Origin of the sequence: Natrinema pallidum (assembly GCF_005890195.1) — an archaeon.
Classification (GTDB): Archaea; Halobacteriota; Halobacteria; order Halobacteriales; family Natrialbaceae; genus Natrinema; species Natrinema pallidum.
Genome location: NZ_CP040637.1, coordinates 2,898,286 through 2,915,473 on the forward strand (window position 1 = coordinate 2,898,286; position 17,188 = coordinate 2,915,473).

At 65.2% G+C, this 17,188-nt stretch carries 16 protein-coding genes; 11 read left to right on the top strand and 5 right to left on the bottom strand.

Translation table 11 applies throughout. The annotated features are described in order from the left end of the window. Positions 1–51: 51 nt before the first annotated feature. Together FGF80_RS14365 and FGF80_RS14370 are read right to left on the bottom strand one after the other, a co-directional pair. Positions 52–951: a PhzF family phenazine biosynthesis protein gene (locus FGF80_RS14365; protein WP_006186312.1), complete on the bottom strand. Its 900-nt coding sequence runs from the start codon at positions 949–951 to the stop codon at positions 52–54. A 67-nt stretch (positions 952–1,018) separates the two neighbouring features. Continuing rightward, positions 1,019–2,641, bottom strand: coding sequence for an alpha/beta hydrolase family protein (locus tag FGF80_RS14370; protein WP_138654769.1), 1,623 nt, complete (start codon positions 2,639–2,641; stop codon positions 1,019–1,021). Between the two features lie 148 nt (positions 2,642–2,789). Here FGF80_RS14370 and FGF80_RS14375 point away from each other — a divergent pair, with 148 nt between their 5' ends. Beyond that, on the top strand, positions 2,790–3,860 hold the full coding sequence (locus tag FGF80_RS14375) for a hypothetical protein (protein ID WP_238705301.1): 1,071 nt from the start codon (positions 2,790–2,792) through the stop codon (positions 3,858–3,860). Positions 3,861–3,956: 96 nt separating this feature from the next. Then, entirely contained in the window at positions 3,957–4,463 is a 507-nt protein-coding gene (locus FGF80_RS14380) for a hypothetical protein (RefSeq protein ID WP_138654771.1), read from the top strand. Positions 4,464–4,986: 523 nt separating this feature from the next. Here the strand turns inward: FGF80_RS14380 and thiC are convergent. Further along, a complete protein-coding gene (thiC, locus tag FGF80_RS14385) occupies positions 4,987–6,432 on the bottom strand; it encodes a phosphomethylpyrimidine synthase ThiC (RefSeq protein ID WP_138654773.1) in 1,446 nt (481 codons plus the stop codon). A 137-nt stretch (positions 6,433–6,569) separates the two neighbouring features. Here thiC and FGF80_RS14390 point away from each other — a divergent pair, with 137 nt between their 5' ends. The 5 genes from FGF80_RS14390 (at position 6,570) to trkA (ending at position 11,348) form a co-directional block, all read left to right on the top strand. Then, positions 6,570–7,268: a phosphoribosyltransferase gene (locus FGF80_RS14390; protein ID WP_138654775.1), complete on the top strand. Its 699-nt coding sequence runs from the start codon at positions 6,570–6,572 to the stop codon at positions 7,266–7,268. A 141-nt stretch (positions 7,269–7,409) separates the two neighbouring features. Continuing rightward, a complete protein-coding gene (locus tag FGF80_RS14395; RefSeq protein WP_006186318.1) occupies positions 7,410–8,138 on the top strand; it encodes a sporulation protein in 729 nt (242 codons plus the stop codon). 124 nt (positions 8,139–8,262) lie between these two features. Continuing rightward, positions 8,263–9,117: an S-methyl-5'-thioadenosine phosphorylase gene (mtnP, locus tag FGF80_RS14400; RefSeq protein WP_138654777.1), complete on the top strand. Its 855-nt coding sequence runs from the start codon at positions 8,263–8,265 to the stop codon at positions 9,115–9,117. A 148-nt stretch (positions 9,118–9,265) separates the two neighbouring features. Then, positions 9,266–9,787, top strand: coding sequence for an SRPBCC family protein (locus FGF80_RS14405; protein WP_138654779.1), 522 nt, complete (start codon positions 9,266–9,268; stop codon positions 9,785–9,787). Positions 9,788–10,010: 223 nt separating this feature from the next. After that, on the top strand, positions 10,011–11,348 hold the full coding sequence (trkA, locus tag FGF80_RS14410; RefSeq protein WP_138654781.1) for a Trk system potassium transporter TrkA: 1,338 nt from the start codon (positions 10,011–10,013) through the stop codon (positions 11,346–11,348). Positions 11,349–11,355: 7 nt separating this feature from the next. On the opposite strand, the gene FGF80_RS14415 is transcribed toward trkA, so the two are convergent. Both FGF80_RS14415 and FGF80_RS14420 read right to left on the bottom strand, forming a co-directional pair. Further along, complete coding sequence (locus FGF80_RS14415) at positions 11,356–12,420, bottom strand: NAD(P)/FAD-dependent oxidoreductase (protein WP_138654783.1); 1,065 nt, start codon at positions 12,418–12,420, stop codon at positions 11,356–11,358. Positions 12,421–12,494: 74 nt separating this feature from the next. Beyond that, entirely contained in the window at positions 12,495–13,229 is a 735-nt protein-coding gene (locus tag FGF80_RS14420; protein WP_006186322.1) for a histidine kinase N-terminal 7TM domain-containing protein, read from the bottom strand. Between the two features lie 135 nt (positions 13,230–13,364). Between FGF80_RS14420 and FGF80_RS14425 the strand changes: the two genes are divergently transcribed. From FGF80_RS14425 to FGF80_RS14440, 4 genes are all read left to right on the top strand, one after another. Beyond that, positions 13,365–14,144 (top strand): prephenate dehydrogenase/arogenate dehydrogenase family protein, encoded by a 780-nt coding sequence (locus tag FGF80_RS14425; protein WP_006186323.1) that lies wholly within the window; start codon positions 13,365–13,367, stop codon positions 14,142–14,144. After that, positions 14,141–15,703 carry a small ribosomal subunit Rsm22 family protein gene (locus FGF80_RS14430; protein WP_138654785.1) on the top strand — a complete coding sequence of 521 codons (1,563 nt, stop codon included), beginning with the start codon at positions 14,141–14,143 and terminating at the stop codon, positions 15,701–15,703. Before FGF80_RS14425 ends, FGF80_RS14430 begins: the two co-directional genes overlap by 4 nt. Positions 15,704–15,754: 51 nt before the next feature. Further along, positions 15,755–16,561: a 5'/3'-nucleotidase SurE gene (surE, locus tag FGF80_RS14435; RefSeq protein WP_006186325.1), complete on the top strand. Its 807-nt coding sequence runs from the start codon at positions 15,755–15,757 to the stop codon at positions 16,559–16,561. A gap of 217 nt (positions 16,562–16,778) precedes the next feature. After that, positions 16,779–17,171 carry a helix-turn-helix transcriptional regulator gene (locus FGF80_RS14440; protein WP_138654787.1) on the top strand — a complete coding sequence of 131 codons (393 nt, stop codon included), beginning with the start codon at positions 16,779–16,781 and terminating at the stop codon, positions 17,169–17,171. Positions 17,172–17,188: the final 17 nt, after the last annotated feature.

The window sequence follows — 17,188 nt, forward strand, 5'->3', positions numbered from 1 at the left end:
CGACGGATACGATCGGCGGGGGTCTCCCGGACCCCGACTCCAGCCGCGCGGTCAGGCCTCGAGGATTTCGTCCTCGTCGGCCTCGGGGACGGCCATCGAGCCGTCGAGGACGGTCACGCCGCGGCCGCCGACACGGACGGCGTCTCCGAGGCGAACGCGAACGATTCCCGGCCGGTCGACGTAGTGACCCTGCTCGAGTCGGAGTTCCGCTGGCAGATCGCCGTCGAACGCGCCGAAGCGATCGAGGTACGCGCTGACGGCCCCGCCCGCGGTGCCGGTGACGGGGTCCTCCGGAACGCCGGCTCCCGGTGCGAACATCCGCCCGTGGACCGTCGACTCGGCCTCGAGCGCGTCGAACGTGAACAGGTAGATCCCCGTCGCGTCGACGGCGTTCGTCAACGCCTCGACCGCGGCAAAGTCCGGTTCGGCGTCGCCGACGTCGGAGAGGTACGTGATCGGGACGATCAGGAACGGGAGGCCGGTCGAGGCCACGGCGAGCGGAATGTCGTCGCTCGCGCCCTCGAGCGCGGCCCGGTCGACACCGAGCGCGTCGGCCACGCGGCCGTAGCCGACGTCGACCTCGCGAATCGACGGCTCGTCCTGTGTCATCCAGACCGTCCCGTCCTCGTCCACGTCGATTTCGAGCCGACCGACGTTCGTCTCGAGGGTCATCGTCTCGGTCTCGAGGCCCTCGTCGTAGAGATGGGCGACGGTGCCGATCGTAGCGTGGCCACAGAGATCCACCTCTTGTGTCGGCGTGAAGTATTTGACCCGGCGGTCGGCGGTTTCGCTCGACCGCAGGAAGGCGGTCTCGCTGACGGCCATCTCCGCGGCGATCGCCTGCATCTGGTCGCTCGAGAGGCCGTCCGCGTCCGGGACGACGCCGGCCGGGTTCCCGGTGTGTGGCTCGTCGGTGAACGCGTCGACCTGCAAGATACGAGTCGTCTCCATACGACGTGGGTTGGGCGACCGGCGTATGAATCCTCGGTCGTGTCGCGTCCCACGACCCCCGGTTCCGTCAGCGCCCGTCGATCCAGTCCGCGAGATCGGCGACGACTCCCTCGGCGACCGTGTTCCGAACGGCGTACGCGAACTCCACCGACGGTCCCTCGCCCGGCATGAGCAGGTGATCGAGCCCGTCGTACGTCTCGAACGTCGCGTCCGCCCCCTCGAGTTCGGATCGCCACCGCTCGAGGTCGTCGGCCGCGCTGACCTGAAAGTCACGGGTCCCTTGCAGGAACAAGCGCGGCGCGTCGATGCCCGCCGCAGTCCCGAGGTGGTCGTACGCTGTAAGGTCGTCCCAGAACGCGCCCGGTTTGCCGAGCAGCGTTTCGGTCGACCCGTACTCTCCCGCACGAACCCGTTCGATCTCGTCGGTCCAGGTCTCGTAAACGTCCGCCAGGTCCGTCCACTCGTGGTCGCCGACGGAGACCTTGTGCTCGAGTTGGGCCAGCGTCAGTTCGTGGTACGGACGTGCCGGCGCTGCGAGGCCGACGATGCCCGCCACCGCCCCGTCGCGTGCGGCGATTCTCGGTGCCGCTCGACCGCCGAGTCCATGGCCGACGACGACGACCCGGTCCGGATCGACGCTCTCGGTCGCCCGGAGCGTGTCGATCGCCCGCACCGCGTCGTCGACGGTGACGTGATCGAGCGTGTAGTCACCAGGGTCGACTTCGCACACGGGTAGCCGCTTGTCGTACCGAAGGCTCGCGATGCCTCGCGTCGCGAGGCCCTCGGCCAGATCGGTGAACAGCTGCGTCCCGCCTCGAGCGGCGTTCCGGGTCACCGGTCCGGAATCGTGGACGAAGACGACGCCGGGAACGTCGTCGCCGTCGGCGGGCGTCGTGACGGTTCCCGGGAGCGAACAGCCATCGACCGCGAGGGTGACGTCCTCGGTGGCGATCGCGCTCGAGTCGACGTACGACGGCCGCTCGTACTGGTCAGCGACGCCGCAGTCGACGAGGCGGGATCGGTCGTCGACGACGATGCGACACTCGTGATGTCCGCCAGCGAAGGCAAGCGTCACGTCAACGGCGGTAACGTCGGTTCCAGTCGTCACGGCCGTCTCGACGATTTCCTCGAACGCTCCGCCCACCGCGCCGTATCCCATCCAGAGCCGCTCGAGGCGGCCGGGATCGCCGCGTCGCTCCCGTTCGGCCGCGACGAATCGCTCACTGGCCGCGTCGAACCGATCGGCCGCGAGGTCTTCGACGAACGCCGTCGCCGCGTCGCGGTGGGTCGCCGGGTCGTGTCCGTCTTCCTCCGTCGCGTCGGCGAGCGGGTCGGCGCAACCGGCCGCTGCCGACGCCATCGCCGTCGATACCGCCGCCAATACGGTCCGTCGTCGGGGTGCCATCGATACCGGACCGACCACGGTCTGTCGGATAAAGACGAGGTCGTTTCTCCGTGACTGTATTCGATCCCGATACGTTTCCGGGCCTTCGTCGTCGCCCGGTTCCTCGAGTGAGACCTGGCTGACGCCCAGCGTCTCGGCCACGCGCTCGTAACCGACATCGACCTCGCAAATGCGGGGGTCGTCCCGGACCGTACCGTCCTCGTCGATCTCGAGGATGCCGACGTTGGTCTCGAGGAGAGGAACAAAAGCCGGATCCCTTACTCGGATTCCGGGTTCGTTTTCCACGTGTTCTCTCCGATAACGACCACATTTTAGATTTCTTATATATTATCGAATCTGGTTGTGCACATGATCCCATCCGCAATTCATAAGAATTAGAACAGGATACGGGGCAGGGATAATTCTTATAATAGATAGTATATAAACTCAGTGTATGGGCGATAAAAATCCAACTCGTCGCAGAGTACTACAAATATTCGGAACTGCTGCGATCGGCGGTACCATGTCGCTCGGAGCAACGCCAGTTCAGGGAACGAACGGTGTGAGTCGTCCCGTTCTGGCCAGCGGAACGCGTACCATTCGTCGGATTCCCACGGACGGTGGATTTATTCGCGAAGAGAAATTCGAGATCGAAGACACGAACCCGATCTCAGTCGAAGTGCGAGACGGCGTTGTTACGACGAACACCGAGTCCGGTAGTTCTAATCCTGCTGTCGAGCCAGGCAGTACAGTTGACCTCGGGAGCGACGAAATGACGGTCGATGAACAAGCGATTGAAGGTCAGCTTTCGGAACAGACCGATGTCGATAGTGCTCTTGAGGGGACCGGATTAGAGATAGCCCGGCAGGATGATCCGGACGTAATTAAATACAAAGATACAACGATTTTGGGGACTGTCGAGCAACACTACGCTCAGGAGATGCGGGCGCGGGATGCAATGTTAGCCGCCGATTCCGTCTCCCCGCAGGCGGAATCGAATCCGCTGCTTGCTGCGGAGTGTTCGAAGTACACGTACAATGGAGACGACCCGTCCGATCCGGATGACCTCGCCGAGCGAACAGCACCGATCAATGTCGCGTGGGATACTGGAAACGATGCATCGGACATACAGGCAGCGATGCAGAATGTCGGCTGGGAATCGCCATGGCCGTCCGGTGATAAATACATTCTCGAGGACGAATCTACCGTCAAGGCGCAGGATGAACATATAAAACAGAATATTACACCGACTGTGGTGCCAACTCAGTATCACGTCCGAGCGTACGATCTGTCCGGTGTTGATAATCTGGCGGTTATCGGTGCGGGCCATAGAGACCCGGCGGATCACAATCAAGGCTGCGAATGGGTCGGAATCGGCTGTGATGTCAACTGGAGAGTGTCAGAGACGCGCGAAGAAGTGTCGGACGACTGGACGGACGTGTTGACAAAATGGGCGGGGAACGCAAACGTTGACTCCGCATCGGGCAATTACGACTACATTCGGGGACGTGTAAACGGACACTGACAAGCAGACAGGCCGTTCTCCTATCTGTCCAGTAACCTCGAGTGAAAACAGGTGATCGCGTAGCAACTATCTACACGCCAGCAGTACCAAACTATTATGCAGGGCAATATTGGCCCGCAATTCGGGAGCAGGCCTGTTGATGCGGTCGTCTCGATCGTGCTCGCATCGCTTACCTTTCTAGGGTTGTATGCCCTCCAGAAACGAATCGACACTCGGAAAGGGGGCGCTGCAGCCAGTAGTGGGTGGTACGTTTTGATCTGTGCTCTGGTCTATCTTGGGCCGCGATATATCCATGACACGTTTGCATCTGGTGTCTTCACGCCTCAGTATCTCCTCTGGATCTTCGTGACTGTCGTTCCATTAGTGGCACTTCAGGCCGGACTCCCAGTGTACATTTTTGCAACCCGTGGAAACGTGGGCGCGTTAGTTGGATTGTTTGCTGTAACTGTGGTCACGTTTTGGGGACTACTGGGCACAGGTGGTGAGTCGGATGTTCTAGTTGGGTTCCCCTACGCTGTGTTTCCAGTCGCCGTCATCATCGTTTCAGTTACGACCGGCGTAGACGTCGCTGCCCGAAAAGTAGCAAAACGGGTTGGTATGTGAGTTCTGTCGAGGAAACGACCCGTCCGGTTACTGATTTCCTGTCATATGCTGGTGCGAGTGGACGACAGCGTCGTCTCACCGGACGAAGGTATGACAATCCACGGTTTTCAGATGGCAGATGCGATGGCAGTGTACTCGCTGACCGTGCGGTCCGTCAGCCGCGTCGGTGACATGCGTGAATTCGCCGTCGGGAACGGCTATCGTAGCAACAGACAGTCATTGCATACCTGATCGCGCGAGGGCGTTGCGATCGGTGTGTAAACCGCTGCAGTTACTACTATGGGTACTGTGTCTTAATCCCCATCACAAGGACCTGTACTTCCCGTTCGACGTTTCCACCGGTGACACGGATCGCTGCGTCGACCTCGTCACGGGGTACTCCAATCGTGTCGGAACTATCTGACTTGACCGTCGGGGTGCCGAGTCCTCGTTTTGGAACTTCTCGACTATCGACCGTCCCACTGACCTGCCACCCACGTAACGGTACCGAGACAGATCGGACGATCGGCGGGGACTGAGCGAGTTATTCGTCGGCCGGTTTCTCGAGCGGGTCACCGCCCTCGTGGTCGGCCATCGGCGGTAACTCGCCCGACTCGTGGGTTCCCACGGGCGGCCGGTTGACCTCCGCGGCCGGCGAGGACTCGAGGTCGGTCCGCGCCTTGCCTTCGATCGCTTGCATCTCGCCGTCCTCGCGGGCGTCCTGATCGATCCGCATCGAGCAGAATTCGGCACCGCACATCGAGCAAAAGCGGGCCTCTTTGTAGTTATCGCCGGGCAGGGTCTGGTCGTGGAACGAGCGTGCGCGGTCGGGATCGAGCGCGAGGTCGAACTGTTCGCGCCAGTCGAACTCGTAGCGCGCTTCGGAAAGGGCATCGTCCCAGTCGCGCGCGCCGGGGCGTTCGGTGCCCACGTCGGCGGCGTGGGCGGCGATCCGATATGCTGCGAGGCCGTCGCGAACGTCTTCCTCCTCGGGAAGGCCGAGGTGTTCCTTCGGCGTGACGTAGCACAGCATCGCGGCACCGGCCTGGGCTGCCATCGCGGCCCCGATGGCGCTGGTGATGTGGTCGTAGCCCGGCGCGATGTCGGTCACCAGCGGTCCGAGCACGTAGAAGGGCGCGCCGTCGCAGACCTCCTGCTGGCGCTCGACGTTCTCGGCGACCTTGTGCATCGGAACGTGGCCCGGTCCCTCGACCATCACCTGGACGCCGTGGTCCCAGCCGATGCGGGTCAGTTCGCCCAGCGTGTCGAGTTCGGCGTACTGTGCCTCGTCGCAGGCGTCAGCCAGACAGCCGGGCCGGAGACTGTCCCCGAGGCTGAAGGTGACATCGTGCTCGGCGAAGATCTCACAGATGTCGTGGAAGATCTGATAGAACGGGTTCTGTTCGCCGTGTTCCTCCATCCACTTGGCCATGATCGAGCCGCCCCGCGAGACGATCCCGGTCTTCCGGCCGTCGGTCAACGGCAGGTGTTCGGCGAGGATGCCGGCGTGAATCGTCATGTAGTCGACTCCCTGTTTGGCCTGCTTCTCGACGATCTCGAGCAGCAGGTCTTTCGTGATAGCCTCGGGACTGCCCGCCTGCTTGACGGCCTCGTACAGCGGCACCGTCCCAAGCGGCACCGGCGAGTGGGCGATATGCGCCTCCCGAATCTCGTCGAGATCGCTGCCGGTGCCGAGGTCCATCACGGTGTCCGCGCCGTAGTGGACCGCGGTGTGGAGTTTCTCGAGTTCCGTCTCGAGGTCGCTGGTCGTCTCGCTGTTGCCGATGTTGGCGTTGACTTTCGTCGCGAACTCCCGACCGATAATCATCGCGTCGAGCGCGTCGTGGTGCTTGTTTGCCGGAATGACCGCCTGTCCCGCTGCGACCTGCTCGCGGACGAACTCCGGCGTGCGGTTCTCTCGCTCGGCGATGCGTTCCATTTCGGGCGTCACCGTTCCCTCGCGGGCGGCCTGGATCTGGGTCTGCGCCATCGATAACTAGGTTGTATTACTGAATTATAAATCAGTATCGGCTCCGTCCGAGTCGGCGGGGGCTCCCGCCAACGACGCGGCCCGTTTCAGCCAACTTAAGGGTGCCGCGCTCGAGTCACCGGGTAGGTGGCCATCAGATGTCCGATCTACCGGACGATTTCGACTGTACCATAACCAACTGGGAGTACATTTACGGCCTGTGTCGGGACGTCAGTGACGACATTCGCGACGACGAGTTCGAGCCCGATGTCGTCGTCGCGCTCGCCCGCGGTGGCTGGTTCGCCGGCCGCTGTCTCTGTGACTTCCTCGGGCTGGACGACCTGACGAGCCTGAAGATGGAACACTACGTCGGTACCGCCGAGAAGGCCGGCGAGCCGACCGTCCGCTACCCGATGCCCGAGGGCAGCGTCGAAGGCAAGGACGTGCTCATCATCGACGACATCGCCGACACCGGCGGCTCGATCCAACGGGCCTACGAGTACGTCGACGACCGCGACGCCGGCGAGGTCCGGACCGCGACCCTCCAACTGTTGGGGACCAGCGAGTTCCGGCCCGACTACGTCGGCGAACGACTCGAGGAGTGGACCTGGGTCGTCTACCCGTGGAACTTCATCGAGGACATGGTCGATCTGATCACCAGTGCGATGGAAAAGGCGGACCAGGAGACCTTCACGATCGAAGCGCTCCGTCACTTCCTCAGCGAACACCACGGCATCGAGCGCATCGAGATGGAGATCGCCCAGCCGGATCGGCTGTCCGAAGTTCTCGCCGAGATGGAACGGCGCGAGGTCCTCGAGTCGGTCGGCACCGACGAGTGGGCGCTTACGGCCGACTAACGCACGGCGTCAGCGTCAGCAGTTCCGTGTCGGTGCGAGCCGGTCGATGCCGTCCGACCGTCCAGCAGTCGTCGTGACGGTGTCCGTCCGGTGGTGTCACCGAGACAAATATATACGCGACGCTTGTGACTTTCCCGTCGTATGAAGGGCGTACTATCCAGCCTCGGTATCGGTGCCGCGACGGTCGATACGGTCCTACCGACGACGCTCACGGCGGGCGAGTCGGTCGATGCGCGCGTCGACATCACCGGCGGCAACGACACACAGGAAATCGACGGCATCTACTTCGCGCTCGCGACGCAGTACAAAACCGACGAGAGCACGAGAACGGCGAAGATCGAGACGGTCCGCGTGGGCGACTCGTTTACCATCGAGCCCGACGAGGAGCGGACCCGAACCGTGTCGATCGACGTTCCGGTCCACACGCCCGTCACGATGGGGACGACGAGCGTCTGGCTCGACACCGGCCTCGACATCGATTGGGCGGTCGACCCGGACGACCGCGACGCCCTCGAGATCGAGCCCGATCCGCTCCGTCGGGCGTTGTTCGACGCCGTCGACTCGCTCGGCTTCGTGCTCCGGACGGCACAGTGCGAGGCGACGGAATCGCTGTTCTCCGATCACCGCTTCGTCCAGGAGTTCGAGTTCGTCCCCCGCTCGGGTCCCTTCGCGGGCGACCTCGACGAACTGGAAATCGTCCCCCTCCCGGCGGACGACGGCTTTGAGCTGTTGCTCGAGGTCGACCGCCGCGGCGGCCTGCTTGCGGAACAGTTCGACGCCGACGAGCGCCACGAGCGTCTCTCACTGCGAGCCGGTACCGAAGCTGATCTCGAGGAGCGGTTGCGAACGGCGATCGAGCGTAATTGCTAAGCTCGGCAGTTCGAACGCCGACTCGCGTCCCCGCGGCTCTGTGCCGGCCACCGGACTCGAGCAGTCGCACCGATACGGAGAGCAAACCAGACCGTTTACGACGCTGGTCCGACGAGACCAGTGCATGACGATCGGCGTGATCGGCGGGAGCGGTATCTACGAGGCACTACCACTCGAGAACACCCGCAAAACGGAGGTCTCGACGCCGTACGGCGAACCGAGCGAGGCGGTCACCCTCGGCGAACTCGGCGGTCGGGACGTCGCCTTTCTCCCGCGCCACGGGGCGGACCACCAGCATCCGCCGACCGACGCGGCTTATCGCGCGAACATCTACGCGCTCAAGTCGGTCGGCGTCGACCGCGTCATCGCCACGAACGCGGTCGGGAGTCTACGCGAGGACCTGCCGCCGCGGACGCTGGTCGTTCCCGACCAGATATTCGACCGCACGAAGCACCGCTCGCCGTCCTTCTTCGGCGACGGCATGGTCGTCCACATGGGCTTTGCCGACCCCTACTGTCCCGAGATGGCGGCTCACCTCGCCGAATCGGCCCGCGAGGCGACCGACGACACGCCCGTCCAGACGGACGGCACCTACGTCTGCATCGAAGGTCCCCAGTACTCCACCCGCGCCGAGAGCGAGTTCTACCGCGAACAGGGCTGGGACATCGTCGGCATGACCGCCATCCCGGAGGCCAAACTCGCCCGCGAGGCCGAACTGAGCTACGCCACCGTCGCTGGCGTCACCGACTACGACGTCTGGAAGGCGGACAGCGAAGTCACGCTGGACGAGGTCCTCGAGAACGCGGCGGCCAACCGGGACGCGATCAACGCGGTCGTCGAACGTGCCATCCGAACGATGCCCGACGACTTCGAGAGCGAGGCCTGGAACGCGCTCGAGGGGACGATCAACACGCCGCCGGAATCGATCCCCGAGGCGACCAGGGAGCGCGTCGACCTACTGGCCGGCGACTACCTGTAGCGAGTCCCCGACGCGAAGCGGTGTCGCGGCCGTGACCGACGCGGGCCGTCGTCGCTCGCGAACGAGCGCGGCCGGTGACGAGGCGACGCCGGTCGACTCCGAGCGGGAGTATGACAATCCTTACTTTCGGATCCGTCGTACGACCGGTGTGGATAGAATTCTCCTCAGTACGCTCGCTCACCGGTCGCCCGAGGAGGTCTTCCCGTACGTCCGGTCCTTTACCGACTACCCGCGGTACACGGAACACCTGAAAGCGGTTCGGGTCGATGGCAACGGCGACGCCGGCTCCGTCTACGACCTCGAGTTGGCGTGGTGGAAGCTCAGCTACACCGCCCGATCGCGGGTTACCGACGTTTCAGCCCCCAGATCGCTGACGTGGCGGTTGGTCAACGACATCGACGCCCGTGGCGAGTGGCGCGTCGAACCGGAGCCGGAGTCCGCGCCGCCGGACGCGGAGACGGCGAGCCGGATCTACTTCGAGGCGATGTACGACCCGCATTCGGCCGACACGAACGCCATCTCGCTCCCGCGGTTCGTCTCGCTGGACTGGGTCGTCGAGAAAGTCCAGCCCAAACTGCTCGGCGAGGCCCGCGCGGTCGTCGAGCGGCTGGTTGCGGACATCGAGGGCCGTCAGCGAGACGTGGAGTTGACGGTACACGAGATGCCGTGACCGACCCTTTGCCGCCTCGCGTTCGCTCACCGCTGTTCTGCTCACGGGGCGCTTCGCTCGCGGCTGCCCGGTGAAGTACGTCCCGTCCCCGTGTGGATCGCCCCGGCGATCGGGACCTGCGTCCCGAATCAGGCCGAACTCACTTACTGCTCGCGACCGGTACTGCGGATATGTGCGGACTCCGGTCCGACTCGAGACAGCGCGCACCGCAGGTGAGGCTCCGATGCGCGTGATCGTCGTCGGTGCGGGCGAAGTCGGATCGAACATCGCCGCGAGCCTCGACGACGACCACAACGTGGTCGTCATCGATACGGACCCCGATCGTATCGACGCGATCACGTATGCCTACGACGTGTTGGCGATTCGGGGCGACGGCACCTCGATCGAGACGCTGCGGGAGGCCGGCATCGCGGACGCGGATCTGGTGATCGCGAGCACCGACATCGACGAGACCAACATCGTCGTCTGCGGGGCGGCGAAGGCCGTCGGTGAGCCGTTCACGATCGCCCGCGTCAAGAAGACGAACCTGCTGCGCACCTGGGAGCAATCGCGGGGTGCGTTCGGTATCGATTTCATGGTCTGTACGGACTTGCAGACCGCCGAAACGATCGTCCGAATCGCCGGCTTACCCGGCGCACACGACGTCGAAACCTTCGCCGACGATCTCGTCCAGATGGCCGAGTTCGAAATCGAATCGGACAGCCCCATCGCCGGCGAGACGGTGTCCGAAGCCGATCGGTTCGAGTCGCTGACCTTCGCCGCGTTGCTTCGCGACGACGATATCGTCATCCCACAAGGGGACACCGTCATCGAGGCGGGGGATGCCGTCGTCGTCATCGGGTCGCGGGAGAGCGTCCGCGCCTTCGCGGGATCGCTGACGCCCGAGCCGACGCTCGAGGATGCAAACGAGATCGTCATCGTCGGCGGGACCGAGATCGGCTATCAGACGGCCCGACTCTTCGAAGCCGAAGGGCTCGAGCCGCGACTGGTCGAACGGGACCCCAGGCGCGCGCGGGAACTGGCCGAGCACCTCCCGGGAACGATGGTCCTCCAGAGCGACGCGACCGACATCGACTTCCTCGTCCGGGAGCACGTCGACGAGTCCGACATCGTCGTTGCCGCCCTCGATAGCGACGAAAAGAACCTGCTCGTCTCCCTGTTGGCGAAGCGGATCGGGGTCGAACGAACCATCGGACTCGTCGAGTCCGGCGAGTACGTCGACCTCTTCGAGACGGTCGGCGTCGATGTCGCCGTCAACCCCCGACTCGTCACCTCCGAGGAGATCACCCGGTTTACACGCGAGCAGCGGACTGAAAACGTCGCAATGCTCGAGTCCGACCGCGCCGAGGTCCTCGAGATTGAGGTCGACGACGAGAGCGTGCTCTTCGAGCGGCGGATTCAGGACGCGATGGCCGATCTTCCGGACGGCGTCGTCGTCGGGGCGATCGGCCGTGCGGGGAGGCTGATCACGCCCCGCGGCGAGACGGTCGTCGCGGGCGGCGACCACGTGGTCGTCTTCGTCGATACTGCGGTGATAGACACCGTCACGTCGGCGGTGTAGCGCCGGCTCAGTGAACGCGGTCTACGATCCGGTCGCCGACCTCGAGGCCGTTTCGGAGCGCCGCGTGAAGCCTGGCGTCACCGGCAACCCAGTCGCCGAGACAGTACAACCCCTCGGCCTCGGCCAGTTGGAGGGGATCGCGGGCGACGCCGTCCTCGGGCAAGGCGTGCCGCCACCCCTGGTGGTCGGTCCAGTCCGGTTCGTACACCCGCTCGTCGCCGAGCAGGTCGGCGGCCAGCGCCGCGAGCCGCTCGCGGTTCCGTTCGTGGGGCTCGTCGTAGTGATCGACCGACCACTCGTGGTTCGCCTGGACGATCAGCAGCGATTCGCCGTCGGGGACGTGGCCGGGTTTGCACTCCTCGCGGCCGATCCAGCCGATATCGTGTTCCTTGTCCGTATTGACGAGCGCGTAGTAGGGCCGGTCGAGTTCGAACGGGTAGTGGAAGACGCCGGTCCAGATCGTCCGGAAGGGGACGGCGTCGATGGCCTCGGCAAGGCGGTCGCGTACGTCGGCGTCCCACTCGGCCGAGCGAAGCAGATCGACGGTCTGGGGTGCCGGCGGGTTCAGGAGGACGACGTCGAAGGGACCCCAACGATTGCCGTCGGCATCCGCTAGGTACCAGTCGCCGGCGTCGCTTCCACCATCGCCCTCGTCGGGTCTGATCACCGTCTCGACGCGGGTCTCCCGTTCGACGGTCGCGTCGGTCCGCGCGAACAGCCGCTTTGCGATCTGGGTCAGCCCCCGCCGGTAGGTCCACTTCCGCCCGCCGCGGTCGTCCCCCTCGGAGACGGTCCCGTCACTATCGAAGGTCCAGACCGGTGGCGTGATGTCGACCAGCCCATCGGTATCCAGGGTCTCGGTCAGCAGGTCGACTACCCGCTCGTCGTCGTTTTTCACGTAGTTCGCGCCGTAGTCGTAGACGATTCCGTCCCGCCGTCTCGTCGCAGCTCGGCCGCAGAGCCCGCGGGATTTCTCGAGTACCGTTATCTCCGTCTCGGTCGCGGCGTCATCGAGGGTCGCGGTCGCGGCCACGGCGGCCGCCCCCGCACCGACGATCCCGACTCGTACCATAGGAAACGGTTGGGGCTCGAACTATGAAACGTCGTGGGCTGTGCCAACCGGATTTCGGCGGCCGGCGCGTGCAGTCACTCGAGAAGGTCCCCGATCCACCGGTACGGTCGCGGCAGTTGGAGATACCGTTTCTGTTGGGCTTGCACCCAGCCGATCGTCGTCAGGGAGCCGGCGACCAGCGGTGCGACCGAGGCCGTCCCGGCGACGAGGACGTTGCTGCCGACGATCGCCGCGGTCGTCGCGGCCCCGACCATGGCGTAACTGCGCGTGTACCGGACGTCGGTCCCGCGTTGCCACGCGAGGCCGAAGAGAATCGTCCCCGCTCCGAACAGCGCGACGAGGAACGCCGTATGCAGCCAGTAGCCGACGTTCGGTTCGATGATCGTAAATGCCGGGATATCGGGTGCACTGCTGGCGATCTCCCAGTACAGTGCGTGTGCCGGGTTGGTGATCGCGAGCGCGATCTCGAGACCGGCCAGTAGCGCCACGAGCCGATAGACCACCCCCTGATAGGGCAACAGCGGCGTGCTACTCGCCGTACTGGCGAACAGCAACCAGCCGACCCCGGCCAGGATGGCACCCAGCGTCGCGATGCTGAAGAAGAACCCTTTCACGATCGGGCGCGGGTCGATTACCTGTGCGGCGAACAAGCCGTTCCAGACCGCGACGCCCATCAGGAAGACGATATACGAGAGGCCGTTATCGCGGTCCCGATAGGCGATCGCGGTCGCCAGATACGGATACGTCGTCAGGACGACGAGTACAGCCCCAGTTGCGAGCAGCACTGGTATCAACTGGGCGAAGTTCATACTCCCTGTCTCAGTGGCATTGACTTGTATATTCTGGCAGACAGTCACCACTGCCCGACCGTCGCCCGCGATCGATGGCTCACTCGAGTCGGTCGATCGAACGGCTTTTGCAACGTCGGCAGGTAGGAGCGGGCGATGGACGTATTGATCGTCGGCGCGGGGTCGATGGGGACATGGTTCGGGGGGGCCGTCGACGCTCCGGTCTCGTTCGCCGACCTCGATCCGGACGCGGCGGCGGCCGCGGCCGATGCGGTCGGCGGTGACGTCGCCGCTCTCGAGGGTGGAACGACGTACGATGTCGTCTGCCTCGCGGTACCGATGACCCACGTCGCCGACGCGATCGGGGAGCAGGCCGGGCGGGCCGAGCAAGCGATCATCGATGTCTCGGGCGTCATGGAACCCGCAGTCGAGGCGATGGCACGTCACGCACCCGATCCGGAACGCATGAGCCTGCATCCGCTTTTCGCGCCCGAGCGGGCACCCGGGTCGATCGCCGTCGTTCGCGATCGATCGGGGCCCGTGACCGACGCCCTCCTCGCGACCCTCGAGTCGCGTGGGAACGCACTGGTCGAGACGACCGCCGCGGAACACGACGAGGCCATGGAGTCGGTCCAGGCAGCGGCCCACGCCGCGGTTCTCTCCTTTGCGCTGGCCGCGGAGTCGGTTCCGCCGGAGTTCGAAACCCCGATCTACGAGGGGTTGCGCGGACTCGTCGAACGGGTGACCGGTGGCACGCCGCGGGTCTACGCCGACATTCAGGCGACGTTCGACGGTGCGGACGCGGTCGCCGACGCGGCCGCGGCGGTCGCCGCCGCCGACGCCGACGATCTCGAGTCGCTGTACCGAGAGGCGACAACGGGCTGGCAGGAGCGACGCGACGACGAGCGACACGATACCCGGGGTGACACCGAGTGAGCGAGCAACGCGAATCCATTCGATCGAACGCGAAGTACCTGCGCAACGTCCGACCGATCGATCCCGACGAGATCTGCGAGTACGTGACGGGGAACCCGCATCCCGCGGTCGTCCGACAGCACCTCCGTGAGGAGGCCGCCGCCCTCGGGCTGATCGAACGGGACGACGGCACGTTCGTCCCCGTCGACGACGACCCGGTGCGGCCGCGCCGGGGGCCGGTCGAACGCCTCCCCGCCGAGTACGAGCGCCGACTCGAGGACCTGCTCGTCGAGCGGTACGGCCCCGACTGGGAAACCGGCGCGTCCGGGGACCTGCTCCGGTCGACGATCCGTCGCTTCAAGGCCGACTATCTCGACGGCCGGTCCGTCGACTACGACGACGACGTCGCGGCCGGCTACGCGATCTATCACCTGCCGGGCTACTACGCGGCGATCCAGTACGCGCTCGACGACCTCGCGGACCGCGGCTTGCTCGACCGTACCCTCCGGGTCCTCGATCTCGGTGCGGGCGTCGGCGGCCCCGCGCTCGGGCTCTGCGACTATCTGCCCGACGACGCCCTGCTCGAGTATCACGCGGTCGAGCCGAGCGCCGCCGCGGACGTACTCGAGGCGTTGCTCGCCGAGACGGGACGGAACGTCCACCCGACGATCCACCGGACGACCGCGGAGGCGTTCGATCCGAGCGCGGCCGGCAGCGGTGACGGAAGCGACGACGGGTTCGATCCCACCGCGCCCGACGACGGGTTCGATCTGATCCTCGCCTGTAACGTCCTGAGCGAACTCGAGGACCCCGTCGCCGTCGCGCGGTCGGCCCTCGAAACGCTCGCGCCGACGGGTACCGTCCTCGCGATGGCACCCGCGGACAAGAACACCAGCGTCGGCCTGCGCGAGGTGGAACGCGACCTCGAAGACGAGCGGCTCTGGGAGCGGGCGGCCGTGGATTTCGACGCCGAGGGCGGCGGGGACGCGGAGACGTATCGCCGCGGCGAAGTCACGGTCTATGGTCCCACGGTGCGGCTCTGGCCCGGCGAACGGCCCTCGGATCGCGGGTGGTCGTTCGACGTCCGACCCGAACTCGAGGTCCCGGCGTTCCAGCGCCGCCTCGACGAGGCGACCCCGGACGGCGACGATCACGCGCCCGGTGAGTTCGTCAACGTCGATGTCCAATTTTCCTACGCACAGTTGCGTCTCGACGGCCGGCGACGGATCGACATGCGACTCGAGACCAGCGAGTGGGCGCAGATGGCCGAGATGGAACGCCACGTCACCGAGCGGATCGACCTCGTCGCGGCGAAACTCAGCCGATCGCTGAGCGACGGCGACGGGAACGGCGGTCGCGGGAGCGGGCGGTCGAACCCCCTGTTCAAGATCAGCGACGGCAGCGAGGACACCGACCATTACGCCGTCGTCACGAAGGAGACGGCGCTCAACCGACCGCTGCTCGAGGCCGATTACGGCGACGTCTGCTCGTTCGAGGGCGTCCTCGCGCTCTGGAACGACGACGAAGGAGCGTACAACCTGGTCGTCGACGAGGAGACGATCGTCGACCGGATCGCCTGAGTCGCGCCCGGAAGCGGTGGGCTTTTCGCGCCGCCGGCCAACCGGGGTGACATGAGCGACGACTGCGAGATCCTGTTGACCAACGACGACGGGATCGATAGCACCGGTATCAGGGCATTGTACGACGCCCTTTCCGAGCACGCCAACGTGACCGTCGTCGCTCCGGCCGACGACCGGAGCGCCTGCGGTCGGTCGCTCTCCCACGAAGTCGAGGTCGACGAGCGCGGGCTGGGGTATGCGGTCCACGGGACGCCCGCCGACTGCGTCGTCGCCGGCCTCGCCGAACTCGGCCCGTATCCCGATCTGGTCGTCGCGGGCTGTAACAAGGGTGCGAACCTCGGGGAGTACGTTCTCGGCCGATCGGGCACGATCAGCGCGGCCGTCGAGGCCGCGTTTTTCGACGTGCCCGCGATCGCCACGTCGCTGTACGTCCCCGTCGACGACACTCCCTTCAAGGAGGTCGACGTGACCGCCGCGGAGTACGCCGAAGCCGCGCGCATCACCTCGTATCTCGCCGAAAACGCGCTCGAGGCGGGCGTTTTCGATCACGCGGCCTATCTCAACGTCAACGTGCCGCTGCCCGACGGCGATCCCGCACCGATCGAGATCACGCGCCCCTCGAAGCGCTACGAGATGGACGCCGAACGCGACGGGGCCCACGTCACGCTTCACGACCGCGTCTGGGACGACATGGACCCAGATTCGCTCCCCGATCCCGCCGGCACGGATCGCCGCGCCGTCGTCGAGGGCCGCATTAGCGTCTCGCCGCTGACCGCCCCTCACACGACGAACCACCACGAAGCCCTCGCTGCACTCGCCGACGCCTACCACGACGCCGTCGCACCGGCTGATCGATGACGGGGCGCGGTCGCTCGAGCCGGGTTGGTCGGCGAGCCTGTCGGTCGCCGAAAGTGATAACTGACTTGCGGGTCGCAAGGGGGTCGCTATTCGACGACGGGGCCGTCACGATAGTCACACCGTACTCGACGGAAATCACTCATGATCCGTACAAAACATAAAATCAAGGTAGGTGGGCGTTCAAGCTGCGGTAGTCCCAACGGAGCGTGATCCATAGATGGTATTCAATACACTCTGGGCTCGGCTGTCGTCTCTCTGGAGCGGGTCGACCGACGACTCCCAATCGGACGAGTCCGCGACGGCCACGGCGGAATCGAGCGAGGAATCCGAGGACGAAACATTAAGCTACGCCGAAGAAATCGAGTACGGCGTCGACGAACGCGACCTCCCCGACGAGGACAAGGTTCTCAGACTGCTCGTCAAACGCGGCGGCCGCGTCGATCAATCGACCGTCCGCGAGGAAACCGGCTGGTCGCCGGAGCGCCTCGAGGACGTCATCGACCGCATGGAAGCGGACGATCAGATCAGCGCGATCACCGTCGGCCGCAAGCGCGTGATCTGCCGGCGCGGGTTCGAACCCAAGGGGTATCGCGGCCATCTCAACGAATAATTCGCTGCTCCGTGTCC

Excerpts from the sequence above, each read along its gene's own strand:
- FGF80_RS14365 (WP_006186312.1), bottom strand. The coding sequence starts at position 951 with ATGGAGACGACTCGTATCTTGCAGGTCGACGCGTTCACCGACGAGCCA.
- FGF80_RS14375 (WP_238705301.1), top strand. The coding sequence starts at position 2,790 with ATGGGCGATAAAAATCCAACTCGTCGCAGAGTACTACAAATATTCGGA.
- FGF80_RS14380 (WP_138654771.1), top strand. The coding sequence starts at position 3,957 with ATGCAGGGCAATATTGGCCCGCAATTCGGGAGCAGGCCTGTTGATGCG.
- thiC (WP_138654773.1), bottom strand. The coding sequence starts at position 6,432 with ATGGCGCAGACCCAGATCCAGGCCGCCCGCGAGGGAACGGTGACGCCC.
- FGF80_RS14390 (WP_138654775.1), top strand. The coding sequence starts at position 6,570 with ATGTCCGATCTACCGGACGATTTCGACTGTACCATAACCAACTGGGAG.
- FGF80_RS14395 (WP_006186318.1), top strand. The coding sequence starts at position 7,410 with ATGAAGGGCGTACTATCCAGCCTCGGTATCGGTGCCGCGACGGTCGAT.
- mtnP (WP_138654777.1), top strand. The coding sequence starts at position 8,263 with ATGACGATCGGCGTGATCGGCGGGAGCGGTATCTACGAGGCACTACCA.
- trkA (WP_138654781.1), top strand. The coding sequence starts at position 10,011 with ATGCGCGTGATCGTCGTCGGTGCGGGCGAAGTCGGATCGAACATCGCC.
- FGF80_RS14415 (WP_138654783.1), bottom strand. The coding sequence starts at position 12,420 with ATGGTACGAGTCGGGATCGTCGGTGCGGGGGCGGCCGCCGTGGCCGCG.
- FGF80_RS14420 (WP_006186322.1), bottom strand. The coding sequence starts at position 13,229 with ATGAACTTCGCCCAGTTGATACCAGTGCTGCTCGCAACTGGGGCTGTA.
- FGF80_RS14425 (WP_006186323.1), top strand. The coding sequence starts at position 13,365 with ATGGACGTATTGATCGTCGGCGCGGGGTCGATGGGGACATGGTTCGGG.
- surE (WP_006186325.1), top strand. The coding sequence starts at position 15,755 with ATGAGCGACGACTGCGAGATCCTGTTGACCAACGACGACGGGATCGAT.
- FGF80_RS14440 (WP_138654787.1), top strand. The coding sequence starts at position 16,779 with ATGGTATTCAATACACTCTGGGCTCGGCTGTCGTCTCTCTGGAGCGGG.